We start from the raw sequence: 16,372 nt of genomic DNA on the forward strand, positions 1-16,372 counted from the left end.
ACTGTAAACAGACAACTGTAAACTTATTAGATATTCACCTTCTGAATGAAACGGTGATAGAATGGCGTTTTGCTGAATTCATTCTTCGGCTTGTATTTACCCGTTACAACAGGCACGTACATCACCCGACGGCGGCTAGCTTCGCCCATCAGCGGCGACTGCTGAACCCGGTGCCAGATACGACCGTCATGAACGGTTAGATCACCCGCCTGAATGTCCAGACCAACTTCACGCGGATCGGGGTTATTATCCACGAAATATTTTTTGCCAAACAGCATTCGGAATGTGCTCTGCTTGTGGGTGCCGGGCAATACCCGGAGACCGCCATTCTCCATCGGGCAATCGTCGAGGTGGATACCTACGTTCAACATCGGCATGATACGCTGACCCAGGAAAATATCGCGGGGGCTATCTGTATGCCAGCCCATCTGCGAATACTGGCTGCTCGGTGTCCGAACGTAGTTATTCAGGACCAGGCCGTCTTTTTCATTTTCGCCCATCCGGCCTTCATAAGGCTGAAGCAGGTCAACTACCGTTTGGAGCCGTGGATCCTGAAGGAATTCGTGGAGCACCTGGCTGGCATGCGACAAAAAGCACGACCGCTGAATGACTTTATTGCCTGCTTCGTCACGGCCAAACTTAAGGGGAACACCGTTGACTTTATCACGCCCGTCGGCGAGCCATTCCTGCTCAATTCGGGCTAATTCACTTAAAAAAAGCGTTACAGTATCGCGGTTCAGGAAGTTCGGAAAAATGATGATTCCGTTCTTATCAAAAAAATTCTTCTGTTCAGCGGTGAGGGTTTCGCCCAGCTCAAACTTGGGGCATTGCAGTTTTCTCATATTGGCGACAGTTGCTACTGTGTACGATCAAGGAAGCTACGTGTTAAATTTTGGGGTCTAAATTAACGAATGGTAGGCGGTTCAACCAAACACTTTATGGATGAATGTTCGGATTCAAGGATAAAATGCGCTTCAGACCAGCTACAGTGTCATTCTGGCTACAAAGTTTATACAGAAATTCCTAGCTACCGCTTTAAATCCGATTAAATCCAAAAAACGGTCGGCAATAATAGTACTTTTTCTAGTTTTCTTCCCTACTCAATTTTCCGTTTTAAGTAGTTTATGACGGCCTCTACGGGTAGCGAATTGAAGGTCATTGAGCGGGTTAGCCCCCCTTTTCGAGCCGCGTATATACCGTAATGCATATCGAGTAGCCCACGCATTTCGTGGGCATCAGGATTAATGCTAAGCATCACATTCCGGCTCATGGCATAGTCGATCCAGCGCCAGTCTATATCCAGCCGATAGGGGCTTGCGTTAATTTCAATGACCACCCGGTTGGCAGCACAGGCATCGATGATCGTTTTGAAATCGAGCGGGTATCCTTCGCGGGCTAACAAGAGCCGCCCGGTAGGGTGACCGAGAATGCTGGTATACGGATTGTCGATGGCGCGTAGCAAGCGGGCAGTAGCCTTCTCTTTAGTCATGTTGAGCGTCTGGTGCACCGACGCTACCACGTAATCGAAAGAAGCCAGCACCTCATCCGTATAATCCAGTGAACCATCGCCCAGGATGTCCGATTCGATACCTTTCAGGATGCGAAAATCGGTACCAGCTGCTGTATACTCAGCGTTGATCGCATCGATTTCTCGTTGCTGCTGCGCCACCCGTTCGGGCGTAAGGCCACCGGCATAACTGGCCGTTTGCGAATGGTCGGCAATACCGAAATACTGTAACCCTAGGTCACGGGCATAGTCGGCCATCTGCCGTAGCGTGTGCTTCCCGTCAGACCAGGTGCTATGGTTGTGCAATGTACCCCGCAAGTCTTCCCAGGTGATCAGTTCGTCCGGACTATGCCGTTGCGACCAGGCAAAGGCCTGGTCGTTCTCGCGCATTTCAGCCACCACATAGGGCAATCCAGCCTGTGCGTAGATGGTTTCCTCCGTTGACCCGGCCGAGGCACTCATTGCGCTTTGCAGGAGTGTTTTTCCGGTTGGTCCCGTTTCGGCCAGGTGCTTTTCTGTGGCAGAGCGGATGAATAGTTGCTGGTCGAACTGGTCGGCTGGGTACGTTATCACCGTTACCTGTACATCGGTTCCTTCGGCTCGCCCCCGCCAGTTGAATGGTGATGAAGCCGGTACGTCCTGTGTCAGGCCCGGCTGGGCATTCAGGTACGTCTGAACGGCCAGCGGATCAGCTGACTCGACCAGCAATTCCACCGAATCGACTTCGATCGACCGGCGACGTACCTGACCGCTCACCTCTACCCTACCCAACGCGGCTAACTCGTCGCGTAGTTGAACGGCCAACCGATCTGCTTTATCCATGCGCACTTTGCCCGACTGACTTTCCAGAAAATCGAGGTTGTCGAGGATGTTCTGCTGGATTTTTTCACCAAACCCTTTGATGGCTGCCACCCGCCCCGTTTCGCTGGCCTGGCGCAGGTCGCGCAGCGTTTCGATACCCAGTTCATGCCAGAGCGTTTTTACTTTCTTCACACCCAGGCCCTTGATTCTGAACATATCGAGTACACCGGGAGGCGTTTGAGCCAGTAGTTCGTCGAGTTCAGTCAAGTGTCCTGTATCGACAAACTCACGAATCTTGGTCGCAACTGTTTTGCCAATGCCGGGAAGTTTAATCAAATCTGCCACTGATTGCTCAGTCAGGTCTTCTGTCACTTTTTCGAGCGAAAAAGCCGCACCCGAGAAGGCTCTTGTCCGAAAGGGATCACCATTATGGAGCTCCATCAGTCGGGCGGTCAGTTCGAGGCTATCGATTATATCAGCGTTTGTCATGCGTTGTGAAAAATAGACACGCAAAATACAGTATTCGCAGGAAAGAGGTCACTCAGACCAGGCCCAAGTCCGCCGCTTTTTCAGCTACATAACCAGGTTCTATCTGATAAACAGCACCTAGTTTATATTGCTATTTCTTATGATATAAATGTCTAGAACCGATCAGTTGTTGCCTTGGGCTGCTTGTTACATCTATTCCCTCCCTGGCCTGAACAAGCAGAAAGATGGGCTGTTGTTAAATTTTTTCTCAGCAGTAGTTAAAGTGCCCCGCAACTGTCACTATCAGCCAATTGACTATATAAAGCGACTTGTACCATGGTCCTTATCACATAGTACATCGAATAATTTCCGGTGGCGCTTTCCTTTTTCCTCCCTGCTTAGTAGTATCTTTATACCCCGTAACGCTTCAACCTGAATATCCTCATGGCGGCTACGGGCACCAACTCCTCGCGCACTTCCGCGAAATACATATTTGTTACCGGCGGGGTAACATCATCACTGGGTAAAGGCATCATTGCCTCGTCGCTGGCCAAGCTGCTGCAATCGCGCGGCTTGTCAGTCACCATTCAAAAGTTCGATCCATACCTCAACATTGATCCAGGTACGTTGAACCCCTACGAACATGGCGAATGCTATGTTACCGACGATGGGGCCGAGACAGACCTTGATCTTGGTCACTATGAGCGCTTTTTGAATACGCCAACCTCGCAGGCTAATAACATCACGACCGGACGGATTTATAACAACGTCATCACGCGCGAACGCAAAGGCGACTTCCTGGGCAAAACCGTTCAGGTAGTACCACACATCACGGACGAGATCAAGCGTAACCTGCGCCTCCTGGGCGATTCGGGAGAATACGACATCGTGATCACCGAGATCGGTGGCTGTGTGGGCGATATCGAATCGCTACCCTTCATCGAAGCGGTCCGTCAGTTCAAGTTTGAGCTGGATGAACATGATACGCTGATCATCCACCTGACGCTGGTCCCCTACCTTCAGTCAGCGGGCGAACTGAAAACGAAGCCTACGCAGCACTCAGTGAAAATGCTTCAGGAATCGGGCGTTCAGGCCGATATTCTGGTTTGCCGCACCGAACATCCGTTGCCAATGGACATTCGGAAGAAGATCGCGCTGTTCTGTAACGTGCAGGTTAACTCGGTAATCGAGGCGATGGATGCCGAAACGATCTACGACGTACCCCTGCTGATGAAAAAAGAAAAGCTCGATCAGCGGGCCCTGTACATGCTTGACCTTTACAATGATCAGGATGCCGATCTGGAAGCCTGGAAAGGTTTTTTGAATGGGTTGAAAAACCCAACGAATGAGGTACGTATCGGCCTGGTGGGTAAGTATGTTGAGCTGCACGATGCCTACAAGTCGATTGCAGAAGCGTTTATTCATGCCGGTTCGAAGAATGAATGTAAGGTGCACATCGACTGGATTCAGTCGGAGAATCTAGCCGATGAATCAATTGTAGACGATCGGCTGCGTGAACTGGATGGTATCCTGGTTGCACCCGGCTTCGGCGAGCGCGGCATCGAAGGCAAGATCAACGCCATCAAGTATGCCCGCGAAAACGGCGTGCCTTTCTTCGGGATCTGCCTCGGTATGCAGTGTGCCGTGATTGAATACGCCCGGAATGTGCTGGGGCTGGCCGATGCGCATTCATTCGAGATGAACCCCGATACCCCCCACCCGGTCATTAACATGATGGAAGACCAGAAAAAAGTGGTCAATATGGGCGGAACGATGCGGTTAGGCGCTTACTCCTGCAAGATCAAGAAGGATTCTCTCTCCTATCAGGCATACGGCAAAACGACCATCAGCGAGCGGCATCGGCATCGGTACGAATTTAATAGTGCCTATACCGACCAATTCGAAAAAGGAGGCATGCGGGCCGTAGGGACCAATCCAGAAACCGGACTTGTCGAAATAGTTGAGCTGCCCAAGCACCCCTGGTTTGTGGGGGTACAATTCCACCCCGAGCTAAAAAGCACGGTTATGGCGCCACAGCCCTTATTTGTCCAATTCGTGAAAGCGGCCATGGCGTTTGCTGACCACCGGCAGGCATATACGACCCCCGTCTCCAGCGAATCCCTTGTTGGTTAACCGGCGTATTGGCGTAATTTTGCACCCGGAAATATAGTTTGCTGTTTGCTGTTCAATGGTTCTGATGGCTTACACCTCAAGTGTTGCAACGTACCTGTTAAACAGTAAACAGAAGACTGTAAACATAAAAAATGGATCGCAATCAACTAGTTGGCCTGTTACTTATTCTGGCCATGTTTGTCGGCTACCAGTATCTGGTACCGAAACCGGCGCCGGAGAAAAAACCGGCCCAAATCACTAAAACGACTAAACCAGTCCCAGGCAGTTCTGCCGCTGCCACCGCTCCACTCGATTCGGCCACGGCACGTACCCAGTTTGGCGATTTTGCATCGGCCGCTATTGGGCAGGCTCGCGACATTGTTGTTGAAAATTCAGACGTTAAAGTAACGTTCAGCACGCAGGGCGGCCGCGTAAAGGAAGTACTCCTTAAAAAGTATAAGACGTTTGACGGTAAACCGCTCTTTCTGGTCGATGCCAAAACAAGCCGCACCACATTGGAGCTACCGACCAAATCGGGTAAGGTTGACCTGCACGAACTGTTTTACCAAACCGATGCCCAGGGCGGAACGGTAGCCGGTCAGTCGCAGGTCATTACGTTCCGGGCCGACATAGGTAATGGGCAATCAGTGGAGCAAGCCTACACTGTCCCTGCCACTGGCTATACGATCGAATATTCGCTGAGGGCCAGTAATCTGGATAATGTGCTAGGAAACGGCGAGGTGCGCCTTTTGTGGGAAGACCGGATGCCGCAGTTCGAGAATGACCTGAGCAACAACCGGCGTGCTGCCACCATCAACTACCTGACCACTAAAGATAACTTTGATCACCTGGCCGAAAACGAAAGTAGCAATGAAGCTGTGGTAGAAGACCCGGTGAAGTGGTTCGCGATCAAGCACAAGTATTTCTTATCGGCCTTTATTGCCCAGAGCACGCAACTGACCAAGGCCAAATTTCAAACCGTAGTTGATCTGGCCGATAGCAGTACGGTTAAAACAGCGGTAGCCGATGTGAGTTTTCCGGTGGCAGATGTTAAAGCCGGAAAAGGACTGTTCCGGTATTACTATGGCCCCAATGATTTTCAGATCATCAAGGAAGGAATCGCACCGGATTTCGACCAGAACGTGTACCTGGGCTATTCGATCCTGAAGCCGATCAACAAGTACTTTTTTGTACCGGTCTTCAATTTCTTTGAGAAATTCATTAGCAACTATGGCCTGTTGATTATCTGTCTGGTTGTGTTTGTGAAATTGTTGTTAACTCCGCTCACGTACAAATCGTATGTCAGCATGGCTAAGATGCGGGTGCTGGCTCCCGAACTGGCTGTGATTAAAGAGCGCGTTGGTGACGACATGACCAAGCAGCAGCAAGAACAGATGAAACTGTATCAGGAAGTGGGCGTGTCGCCCCTCAGCGGCTGCATTCCGGTGCTGGCTACCATGCCCATTCTGTTTGCTCTTTTCCAGCTTTTCCCGAACCTGATTGAACTTCGGCAAAAGACATTCCTGTGGGCATCAGACATGTCGACCTATGATTCATTTATCAAATTCGGCGTTAACATTCCCTTTGTTGGCAACCACCTGAGTTTGTTCACGGTGATGATGACCATCTCAAGTATCGCCTACGCCTACTATAATAACCAGACCACGCCCCAGCAGCCTGGCCCGGTAAATATGAAGGCATTGAGCTATATTTTTCCGGTCATGTTCATGTTCGTTCTGAACTCCTTCCCGGCGGGGCTGACCTGGTATTACTTTGTGTCGAACGTAGTGACGATAGCTCAACAGTTGCTAATCAGAAACTTTGTTGACGAAACAAAACTGAAAGCTGTGCTCGACGAAAATCGCAAGAAGATTGCGGCGGGGGGTGGCAAAAAATCGCGATTCCAGGAAATGCTTCAAAAGCAGTTATCCGCTGCCGACGATGCACGTAAACAAGCTGAAGAAGCCAAAAAGCGGGCTAAAAAATAAGGTTATAGGTCTGTTGCCTTGCCTGGTTTGTTCCGTCATAACCGCATCACAACAGAAATAGCCCGAACTGACACCCTTGAAAGAGCAACGCAGCGAAGGCGTTGCTCTTTTCGCGTTCCAACAAAAGTTATGACCAGGAAACAGATAGGATTGGTACTGCTAGGCTTGGCTTATTCACTGTCAAACACAACCGGGATCGCCCAAAAGGTGAAAGACATAGAGCGGCGGTATAAGGCAGGTGTACGGCTGCTTCAAGTGGGCGACTATGATAAGGCCCGTACAGAACTACAGCCCGTTATGCAACAAGGTGGTAGCTATGCCCCTTTTGCGTACTACTATCATGCAGATGCGTCGTATCGTCAAAAGCGGTATGCCGCCGCCCGCACCACATTAAAAGAACTGATTGACCGTTTTCCCGGCTGGCTAAAAAAAGAAGAAGGCTATTACCTGGCTGCCGCCGCTGCTTATGAACAAAGCCTGTATGACGAAGGGCTATCCTATACGCAGCTTATTACGGAACCTGATTTGCGGACCGACGTTGATAAGATGGAGCAGACGTTTCTGCCCCGAATCGGGGACTTGAACCGGCTTAAAGCACTCCAAAAGCAGTATCCACAAAACAAAACGCTGGCCCGTACACTAGTCGATCTCATTCAGCGCACCTCATCCGACAAAGATGACCTGGAACTGTCAGACCGGCTATCGAACCGCTTTGGCATCTCGCCCGAACCAGTGCCGGTTAGCCAACCGCCCGTTAGCCGGGCGGCGGAGCCGAACGTACCTGCTAGCCAGCCAGCCCCCGTTGTTCGCACGGATCGGGTTAAAACAAAGGGCTATATCAACGTTGGTGTACTTTTTCCGTTCCGCATCAATCGGTTCAGCGTTAGTGAACGAAATCGATCCAACCAATATGTGTATGATCTGTACGAAGGCATGAAACTGGCCAAAGCCAAGCTCATGACGGAAGGGATCACGGTTAACCTGTTTGCGTATGATATTGATAATGATGCAGACCAAACGCTTGACGTGCTGAACAATGCCTCATTTGCTCAAAATGATTTGCTCATTGGGCCACTCTACACCGAACCCAACCGGCTGGTTGCTGCCTTTGCGTTGCAGAATGATATTCCGCTGGTAAACCCCATTGCCACCACGCGTGAACTGATATCTAACCAGCCGAACGCTTATCTGGCTCAACCGTCGACCACGCAACAGGCCATTCAGACAGCCAGTTTCGTTAAGGATTTGCTGACGAATCGCAAAGCCATTGTTTATTTCGGCGCTTCCCGAAAAGACTCCCTGCTTGCCTCGGCCTATCAGGCGGCGCTTAAGGTGCAGGGCTTTCAGGTGATTGAATTCAAACGACTGACAGGAAAAGCAACTGCGATGGCCGCTTCTATGAAGGTGACCGAGGAACAGAAGCCCGGTCATGTGTTTTTGGCAAGCAGTAACAACGACGACGGCCCGGCTTTGCTCGAGGCCCTGAGTCGAAAGAACATATCGGCTCCGCTTGTGGCTACGTACCCCGCTTTTGATTATTTCCGGAATTCACTCTCAACGTTTACCCGACGTGAGTTATACCTGATTGCCCCTGAATTTATAGATCGGGAGCGGAGCGCTACCGAAGGGTTTCAGGAAATGTATCTGGCGAAGCGTAATATCATTCCATCAACTTTTGCAGCACAGGGCTATGACATGCTCCTCTTTTTTGGCCGACAGTTGGCCAGGGGAAATATGAAGGTCAAGCCGTTGCTACGAACCGAAGAGAGTGATGAGTACGTGCTGTCGGGCTTTGATTACACGCGATCGAATGACAACCAGCTTGTCCCCATCATCAAATTTGATGGTAGCCGGTTTGTAAAAGTAAATTAGACTGGTCGGGGCTGCTTTCCGAACAAAGCATCGGCACGCGGCGGCTGTCAGTCATTGTTTCAAGTATGAAGAGCGAACAACTTTTTGAGAAAGCAAAACTGCTGATTCCCGGCGGTGTCAATTCACCCGTTCGGGCCTTTCGGGCCGTAGGTGGCCATCCCTTATTCATCAAATCGGCCAGCGGGGCCTATATCACCGACGAAGACGACCGACGCTATATCGAGCTGATCAATTCGTGGGGTCCCATGATTCTGGGCCACGCGTTTGAACCCGTTGAGAAGGCCGTCCGCGACGCTATCCAGCACTCCTTCTCGTTTGGCGCGCCTACCCGCAAAGAGGTAGAAATGGCCGAGCTGATTATCAGCATGGTCCCTTCTGTCGAAAAGGTGCGAATGGTCAATTCAGGAACTGAAGCCACGATGGCCGCTATTCGGGTGGCTCGCGGGTTTACAGGACGCGACAAACTGATCAAGTTTGAGGGTTGCTATCACGGCCACGGCGACTCCTTTCTGATTGCAGCGGGTAGCGGAGCCATGACCATGGGTACGCCCGATAGTCCCGGTGTTACGAAAGCAACCGCACACGACACGTTAACCGCTCCTTTCAACAATCTCGCTGCGGTAGAGCAACTGATCGCCGCGAACCCCAATCAGGTGGCGGCGTTGATCCTTGAGCCTGTTGTCGGCAATATGGGGTGTGTGCTCCCCCAACCAGGCTTCTTGCAGGGCATCCGTGATCTATGTACGAAACACGGCATCGTGCTGATCTTCGATGAAGTCATGACCGGATTCCGGCTGGCTAAAGGAGGTGCGCAGGAACGGTTCGGTATTATACCTGACCTGACCACCCTGGGTAAAATAATTGGTGGCGGGATGCCGGTTGGTGCTTATGGCGGACGAGCCGACATCATGAACATGGTATCGCCCGCAGGGCCGGTGTATCAGGCAGGGACGTTATCGGGCAACCCAATCGCCATGTCGGCAGGTTTGGCCATGCTACACCACCTGAATGACCATCCGGAAGTCTACACTCGTCTGGATGACGTTGGGCAGCGGCTGGGTGACGGTTTCCGCAACAGCGCCGCTAAACTGGGGCTGAATTTTACGGTGAATCAGATTGGCTCGATGTTCACGCTCTTTATGACCAGCAAGCCAGTAACCGATCTGGAGTCGGCTAAAACATCTGACATTCCGCTGTTCGGACGGTATTTCCACGCCATGCTCCAACGGGGCGTCTACCTCGCTCCTGCGCAGTACGAAAGCCTGTTTGTGTCTACTGCGCTGACAGACGAACTAATTGACCAGGTAATCCAGGCTAATGAAGACAGCCTTGCCAGTACGATGAACAATGATCAATGAACCCAGCAACCGGGAGGTACTGACAAGCCAGGTACGTTGATGATTGTGCACTGATAATTGTTTAGCGAGAATGCGTTTTTCCGTCATTATTCCCGTTTATAACCGCCCGGACGAACTGGCCGACCTGCTCGACAGCCTTACCCGGCAAACTATGACGGATTTTGAAGTACTGGTCATTGAGGATGGGTCGACTCAGAAAGCGGAACAGGTGGTAACGACGTACCTAGACCGATTGCAGGTACGCTATTTCGACAAGCCGAATACCGGTCAGGGCTTTTCGCGGAATTACGGTTTTGAACGGGCCAATGGCGACTATTTCGTTGTGTTTGATTCCGACGCGGTAGTACCGGCAACGTACCTGGAGATTGTTAAGACCTATCTGGCCCACACCCAGCTTGATGCCTACGGCGGACCCGACGGGGCCAGCCCTGATTTTTCGGATACGCAAAAGGCGATCAGCTACGCCATGACCTCCGTGTTTACGACGGGTGGCATCCGTGGAAAAAAACAGAACGCGGGCGGTTCGTTTTTACCACGGTCTTTTAATATGGGCCTCTCGCGCCGGGTTTTCATCGAAACTGGCGGCTTTGCCAAACGCGATATGGGCGAGGACATGGAATTCAGTACCCGGCTCATACGCCTTGGCTACCGCGTTGGGCTCATTCCCGATGCCGTCGTGTATCATAAACGGCGCGGTACGTTAGGTGCTTTTTTCCGGCAGATCATCAGCTTTGGTCGTACCCGCGTGCAATTGCAACGTACCTACAACATTCCGATCAAACTCGTGCACACGTTTCCGGTGGTGTTCACACTAGGCTGGTTGAGCCTACCACTGCTGGCCCTGTTATCGGCTGGGTTGGCCCTTGCCGGCCTGGTTGTTTACCTGTTTTTTGCCCTACTTGTGCTGATCGATGCAACGCGTAGGGAAGGCAGCCTGCGCGTAGGCTGGCTGAGCTTACAGGCAGCCTTTACACAACTTTCGGCCTACGGCCTTGGCTTTTTAGGCGAGTGGCTTCATTTATTTGGCCAAAAAAGTGAGGCTATGCCCGTACAAAAGTCTACTAGTAAATGAAAGGCTGTATTTTGCAGGTCTATCTCTTACTGTATCCCTTCGTAGTACATGGCGAATCCAGCAAAGCCACCCGGACAGCGATTAGTTAAACGCATGAGTGCCCGTACAAAGTGGCTCATCATGGCTCCTGCCGGGCTGTTATTGGTCGGTTTTGGCCTATGCGTCTTTTCGGGGGCTGGTTACGATATGCAAACTGGCGCTCCCTTCATGCGCTGGTTTCTGAAGGGCACTTATAGTCTGATTCTGATCAATGGGGGACTGGTAGTTTTTGGATCTGCCATCCGTTTTCGGGTCATGATCGACACCCGGCAGATTATCCGGCAGGAGATTAAGCGTCGGCAAAAGGAATTCAATAAAAAACGAAAAGCTCCGTCACCAAAACGGGACGGAGCTTCCTGAAAAGTTTCAAGCTTCAATTAAGCTTTTTTCTCGGCGAAAGACGCTTTGATAGCCTCAACATCAACATTCTTGATGGTTGGCTTCAACGTTAACTGCTTGATGGCTTTAACGGCGTTATTGGCAATAGCGCGGTTCTTGCGGCCTTTGCGAAGTAATTTGGTAACTCCCATTGTAGTATATCGTTAATTGACGGTTCAAATTTTTGGAACGCAAAAGTAGGCATTTTCAGGCAAAAAATCGGTATGTATACTGAACTTTGCCGCTGAATCTGAGCACTACGCTTTCTTCAGCAGTTCAGTTTGCAGCACCATTGCCGTACCGGCAATCTACCTCAGCCGGAGCGTTGGTCAGCCTATTTTTTTACTGTTGTGTCCCGTTTCAGCTCAGTTGATAACCCGCCGACGTTAGGGTCTTTACCATGTGTGATGGAATCGCCCTCATTCAGCAGGGCGGCCTTGCTGGCTTTTACGACCACCGGTAGGTAGTGACTGGCAGGATCGTTAAAAAAAGTGGCGGCTGAATCAGCGGGCGGACGACCAGGAAGCCGCTACCTCATTGACCCGTCTGAGCCAGAATTTTTTGCCCTGCCTGTTCCAGTGCCCGTCTCCCAAGTGATACCAGTCAGGGTGCTGCCGGAGCGTATCGATCGTTGAAATAAGCGGAGCTTCTAACCGTGGATTGGCCTCAACGCGCTCTATCTGGTGGTTGTATGTTGCGTAGGTAGGGTCCAGAATAGTCACTTTGTTAGGCACCAGACAAACATACACTTCCTTGAAACCCATGCCCAAATAATGCCTTCTTAGTGTATTAAAGTTGTTGACGAGCGAATCGATCCGCTGATTGGTGATTGCTCGAAACGAACTGTAATTAGACGTTGAATCAACCTCAACCTGATAAAACAAATGCTTTTTGTCGCGTGACGCTCTTGTGCCTGTTGTGCGGTTAAATAGCCTGAACAAGAACTCTGCCTTGGCCTCTTTAAACCTGACGAATAGCGGTCTGTTGAACAGCAGAAACTCAATACGCTGATTTATTTCTTCGCCAAACCGCGTCAACAGCCAGGAGGTAGCTGGCGGTGTCTGCGCCGGAGCTTTCGCCGCCTGCGCAGGTGTACCGGAAAGCTTGTGGGGCACAAACCCGCCTGTAATGAACATATCTTCGAGCTCAGGCGAAAATAAACGCTCCTGAAGTACCCGCTCGATAACCTGCACCACCAAAATGTTTTTCTTCGTGGTGTCCAGTGTTACTTCAAGCGGAATTTTGTTACCCACCCAGCGGTGGTAATTATGGTTACCGGCATAGTAGCTGGTATCGATATTCGTAAAGCTATCGCCCAGCGTATACACATCCACATCAGGGAGGCGTTTGGCGGGTTTGTCGGCCTCTGTCAGATCGCCGTTGGCGGCAATCTCTGTCTCCTTGAATTCAGGTAAATTAGACAGGTTGTAAAGATCTCCGTAGGTATACTGATTAGGAATAAACCCGTGCTTATCAAGCCAGCGCTGCATGGGTGGTGACAGAGCCACAACAAAAAGAGCACCTGATAAGCCTAAAAACGCGAGACGCAGCAACTTGGTCATCATATGCTTACGCATTAGAACTGAAAATAGATGAATTGATTGGCCGTGAACACACCCAGGAAGTAACAGCACAGGATCAGCGCCAGGAAAGTCGCCCAGAACTGTAGGTTATTCACCCGTTTGGTGAAGGAAATCCAGCGGGGTTCGGCCAGGAGGGCCGCAATAAGTAGTGCGCAAAAGCATAGTTCTGCTTTGCTCACGGTGGTTTGAATGGGCGCCGACAAGTCAACCGTTGCTATTTTGCCAAGTACAGTGATGGCGTCGCTGGTGCTGGCAGCCCGAAAGAACACCCAGGTCAGGGTGACCAATACGAAGGTGAATAATTGGTTGAGACGCTCAACAGCCAGTCCGTTCACCTGCGATTTACGGCGAACAGTCTCCACCTTCCCGGCTTGCCGGCGACCAGTCCACACCTGACCGATGATCAGGTAGCAGCCGTGTAAGAGCCCCCAGATAATAAACTTCCAGTCGGCACCATGCCAGAGTCCGCTCAATCCAAAAACGGTAAGTGTGTTCAGGTACGTTCGGGCGGTAGATATCCGATTTCCACCCAATGGGATATACACGTAATCTCGAAACCAGCTGGAGAGTGAGATATGCCAGCGTCGCCAGAAATCACTGATCGAGGAGGCTAGATACGGCGTGTCAAAATTCTTCATCATCTTGATACCCAGCACCTGCCCCGCCCCGATGGCAATGTCGGTATACCCCGAAAAGTCGCAGTAGATCTGAATGGAATAGAAGACAGCGGCGAGTAACAGCGTCGATCCGTTCGAAAGGTTCACATCACTGAAAGCAGGATCAACTACCAGCGCCATACGGTCGGCAATGACTACTTTTTTCACAAAACCGCCCGCCATCAGCAGCAGACCGTACCTGACACGGGCCCAGTCGAATGGCTGAAAGGCGTGAAACTGAGGAAGAATATTCTGCGGGCGCTCGATTGGACCGGCAACCAGTTGCGGATAAAACAGCACATATAACGCGTAAACGCCGATGTTGCGCTCTGCTTTCTGGTTTCCCCGATACACCTCAATGGTGTAACTGATCGATTGAAACGTATGAAAAGACAGGCCAATGGGCAACACGATACCGGGCACCAGGGCACCCAGCGTTGGCACAGAATGCGATACCCCCACGGTAGCCAGCACGCTGGTTATCTGCTCATGGAAGAAATCGTAATATTTAAAGAAGGCAAGCAGCCCTATGTTGGCAATCAGGCTGACGATCAGCAGGAGACGTCTTTTGGTACCTGCTGATTGCTCGATGTAAATACCCGCGACGTAATCAATCAGGATAACCAGACCCAGTATCAGCAGGTATACCGGAATAAACGCCATGTAGAAATAACAACTGGCGATCAGCAACAATGCCCATCGACCACGCTGAGGCAGACTAAAATAAGCCAGCGTGGTAAAGATGAAGAAGAGTAAAAAATGAAGCGAATTGAATAGCATTACGGTGGTTGGACCTAGCGTTCCCAATCAGTTGCCCACGATTATCCGTACTGGACGATCGGTCTGGCGAGCTGACGAAAATTTACTTGAAGCCGCAAAGCTACGTGGAATAGAATGGTTCTGAAAATAGCGCGTGTTCGGATGGCCGCCCTAAAACCGATAACGCCATTCCGAACACAGCCGTACCTTTGTGGCATGAAACCATCACTTGTAAAAGGGACGCGCGATTTTGGGCCGGATCAAATGAGCAAACGGCTGTTTATTTTCGATACCATCCGGCAAACATTCCGCCGCTTTGGTTTTCAGCCCCTCGAAACACCCAGCCTCGAAACTTTGTCGACCCTGACCGGTAAGTACGGAGATGAAGGCGACCAGCTTCTCTTCAAAATTTTGAACTCAGGCGATTTTGCCGCCACTATTTCAGCCGGCGATCTGGCCGAAGGCAGTAAAAAGTTAACCCCACGTCTTGCCGAAAAAGGCCTCAGGTATGACCTGACGGTGCCTTTTGCCCGGTACGTTGTCATGAATCGCCATGCGTTGCCTATGCCGTTCAAACGGTATCAGATGCAACCCGTGTGGCGAGCCGACCGCCCCCAAAAAGGCCGGTACCGGGAATTTTATCAGTGCGATGCCGACGTGGTAGGCACCGATTCGCTGCTTTGCGAAGCCGAAATAGTCATGATGGTGCATGAAGTTTTTCGGAACCTTGGCATTGCTGATTTTACGCTGAAGATCAATAATCGGAAAATTCTGGCTGGTATCGCTGAAGCCATTGGCCGGCCGGGTGAAGAAAGCACACTGGCCGTGGCCATTGATAAACTCGATAAGATTGGCCGGGAAAAAGTAATCGATGAATTGAGCGAACGGGGATTCGCCCCCGACACTATTCAGGCCCTTGCTCCACTCTTTACCATCAACGGAACGCCAGAAGACGTGCTGGCCCAACTACGTACCTGGCTGGCCGGGTCAACGTTAGCGCAACAGGGTGTTGCTGAACTGGAAGAAACGCTCCGCTACGCCAGCGGCCTGGGCCTTACCGACGCACGAGTCGAGATTGACGTAACGCTGGCAAGGGGTCTCTCCTACTACACCGGTGCTATTTTCGAGGTGAAAGCCAACGGGGTGTCTATTGGCAGCGTGAGTGGTGGCGGGCGCTACGATAACCTTACCGGTACGTTTGGCATGCCAGGCTTATCCGGCGTAGGGATTTCCTTTGGTGTCGACCGTATTTACGATGTCATGGATGAACTGGCCCTGTTCCCAGCTTCGGCCGCGCAGGGAACGCGTGTGTTGCTGGCTTGCTTCGACACCGAAGCCCGGTCGGTGGCGTTACCGTTGCTGAGTCAGTTGCGGGCCGCCAACGTACCTGCCGAGCTCTACCCCGATCTCTCGAAAGTAAAGAAGCAGCTCGATTACGCGAACCAGAAGCAAATCCCATACGTAGTGCTGATTGGCTCTGACGAAGTACAAACCGGCCTGCTGACCGTCAAGAACATGCTCACCGGTGAACAGCAAAAGCTCACTGCTACGGCAATAGTTGAACAACTCAGCACGGTCATTAGCAAGGGTGGTTGACCTAACTAGGCAAGCAGCACCGTGACGCAGGTCGTAGATGGCTGGAAACACTGCCTAAACCGCCTGCTGAACCAGTAATCGCGGGATTGGTCAGCCTCAGTCAGTTACGAAATACAGGTAAATATCGTGCCTCATGTCTATTCTCTCCAGGAATTAATGGGTTAATTTTAGATCGTTAACCCG

General features: G+C 51.2%; 12 protein-coding genes. 7 read left to right on the forward strand and 5 right to left on the reverse strand.

The features are described from left to right. Positions 1-26 precede the first annotated feature (26 nt). Entirely contained in the window at positions 27-842 is an 816-nt protein-coding gene (locus ACAW75_RS07950) for a phytanoyl-CoA dioxygenase family protein (RefSeq protein WP_370728161.1), read from the reverse strand. A 254-nt stretch (positions 843-1,096) separates the two neighbouring features. Continuing rightward, positions 1,097-2,797: a helix-hairpin-helix domain-containing protein gene (locus ACAW75_RS07955; protein ID WP_370728162.1), complete on the reverse strand. Its 1,701-nt coding sequence runs from the start codon at positions 2,795-2,797 to the stop codon at positions 1,097-1,099. A gap of 423 nt (positions 2,798-3,220) precedes the next feature. Between ACAW75_RS07955 and pyrG the strand changes: the two genes are divergently transcribed. The 6 genes from pyrG to ACAW75_RS07985 all read left to right on the forward strand — a co-directional run bounded on the left by pyrG (position 3,221) and on the right by ACAW75_RS07985 (position 11,577). After that, positions 3,221-4,909, forward strand: a complete 1,689-nt coding sequence (gene pyrG / locus ACAW75_RS07960) for a CTP synthase (RefSeq protein WP_370728163.1) — start codon at positions 3,221-3,223, stop codon at positions 4,907-4,909. A 131-nt stretch (positions 4,910-5,040) separates the two neighbouring features. After that, complete coding sequence (gene yidC, locus ACAW75_RS07965) at positions 5,041-6,876, forward strand: membrane protein insertase YidC (RefSeq protein ID WP_370728164.1); 1,836 nt, start codon at positions 5,041-5,043, stop codon at positions 6,874-6,876. 129 nt (positions 6,877-7,005) lie between these two features. Then, a complete protein-coding gene (locus ACAW75_RS07970) occupies positions 7,006-8,748 on the forward strand; it encodes an ABC transporter substrate-binding protein (protein ID WP_370728165.1) in 1,743 nt (580 codons plus the stop codon). A 65-nt stretch (positions 8,749-8,813) separates the two neighbouring features. Next, positions 8,814-10,106, forward strand: coding sequence for a glutamate-1-semialdehyde 2,1-aminomutase (gene hemL / locus ACAW75_RS07975; RefSeq protein ID WP_370728166.1), 1,293 nt, complete (start codon positions 8,814-8,816; stop codon positions 10,104-10,106). A 70-nt stretch (positions 10,107-10,176) separates the two neighbouring features. After that, positions 10,177-11,178, forward strand: a complete 1,002-nt coding sequence (locus ACAW75_RS07980) for a glycosyltransferase family 2 protein (RefSeq protein WP_370728167.1) — start codon at positions 10,177-10,179, stop codon at positions 11,176-11,178. Between the two features lie 93 nt (positions 11,179-11,271). Then, the gene (locus tag ACAW75_RS07985; RefSeq protein ID WP_370728168.1) at positions 11,272-11,577 is read left to right on the forward strand and encodes a hypothetical protein; all 306 of its coding nucleotides are present in this window, start codon (positions 11,272-11,274) and stop codon (positions 11,575-11,577) included. A 17-nt stretch (positions 11,578-11,594) separates the two neighbouring features. Here the strand turns inward: ACAW75_RS07985 and ACAW75_RS07990 are convergent, their stop codons facing one another. From ACAW75_RS07990 to ACAW75_RS08000, 3 genes are all read right to left on the reverse strand, one after another. Next, positions 11,595-11,747 carry a hypothetical protein gene (locus tag ACAW75_RS07990; RefSeq protein ID WP_370728169.1) on the reverse strand — a complete coding sequence of 51 codons (153 nt, stop codon included), beginning with the start codon at positions 11,745-11,747 and terminating at the stop codon, positions 11,595-11,597. A gap of 351 nt (positions 11,748-12,098) precedes the next feature. Next, positions 12,099-13,160, reverse strand: a complete 1,062-nt coding sequence (locus ACAW75_RS07995) for a hypothetical protein (RefSeq protein ID WP_370728170.1) — start codon at positions 13,158-13,160, stop codon at positions 12,099-12,101. Between the two features lie 11 nt (positions 13,161-13,171). After that, positions 13,172-14,614 carry an MBOAT family O-acyltransferase gene (locus ACAW75_RS08000; RefSeq protein WP_370728171.1) on the reverse strand — a complete coding sequence of 481 codons (1,443 nt, stop codon included), beginning with the start codon at positions 14,612-14,614 and terminating at the stop codon, positions 13,172-13,174. A 195-nt stretch (positions 14,615-14,809) separates the two neighbouring features. Here ACAW75_RS08000 and hisS point away from each other — a divergent pair, with 195 nt between their 5' ends. After that, positions 14,810-16,189: a histidine--tRNA ligase gene (gene hisS, locus ACAW75_RS08005; RefSeq protein ID WP_370728172.1), complete on the forward strand. Its 1,380-nt coding sequence runs from the start codon at positions 14,810-14,812 to the stop codon at positions 16,187-16,189. The last annotated feature ends 183 nt before the right edge of the window (positions 16,190-16,372 follow it).

Source organism: Fibrella arboris (genome assembly GCF_041321095.1).
Lineage (GTDB): Bacteria > Bacteroidota > Bacteroidia > Cytophagales > Spirosomataceae > Fibrella > Fibrella arboris.

What these genes read in the sequence shown, in the direction of transcription:
- ACAW75_RS07950 (WP_370728161.1), bottom strand. Translation starts at nt 842, where the DNA reads ATGAGAAAACTGCAATGCCCCAAGTTTGAGCTGGGCGAAACCCTCACC.
- ACAW75_RS07955 (WP_370728162.1), bottom strand. Translation starts at nt 2,797, where the DNA reads ATGACAAACGCTGATATAATCGATAGCCTCGAACTGACCGCCCGACTG.
- pyrG (WP_370728163.1), top strand. Translation starts at nt 3,221, where the DNA reads ATGGCGGCTACGGGCACCAACTCCTCGCGCACTTCCGCGAAATACATA.
- yidC (WP_370728164.1), top strand. Translation starts at nt 5,041, where the DNA reads ATGGATCGCAATCAACTAGTTGGCCTGTTACTTATTCTGGCCATGTTT.
- ACAW75_RS07970 (WP_370728165.1), top strand. Translation starts at nt 7,006, where the DNA reads ATGACCAGGAAACAGATAGGATTGGTACTGCTAGGCTTGGCTTATTCA.
- hemL (WP_370728166.1), top strand. Translation starts at nt 8,814, where the DNA reads ATGAAGAGCGAACAACTTTTTGAGAAAGCAAAACTGCTGATTCCCGGC.
- ACAW75_RS07980 (WP_370728167.1), top strand. Translation starts at nt 10,177, where the DNA reads ATGCGTTTTTCCGTCATTATTCCCGTTTATAACCGCCCGGACGAACTG.
- ACAW75_RS07985 (WP_370728168.1), top strand. Translation starts at nt 11,272, where the DNA reads ATGAGTGCCCGTACAAAGTGGCTCATCATGGCTCCTGCCGGGCTGTTA.
- ACAW75_RS07990 (WP_370728169.1), bottom strand. Translation starts at nt 11,747, where the DNA reads ATGGGAGTTACCAAATTACTTCGCAAAGGCCGCAAGAACCGCGCTATT.
- ACAW75_RS07995 (WP_370728170.1), bottom strand. Translation starts at nt 13,160, where the DNA reads ATGATGACCAAGTTGCTGCGTCTCGCGTTTTTAGGCTTATCAGGTGCT.
- ACAW75_RS08000 (WP_370728171.1), bottom strand. Translation starts at nt 14,614, where the DNA reads ATGCTATTCAATTCGCTTCATTTTTTACTCTTCTTCATCTTTACCACG.
- hisS (WP_370728172.1), top strand. Translation starts at nt 14,810, where the DNA reads ATGAAACCATCACTTGTAAAAGGGACGCGCGATTTTGGGCCGGATCAA.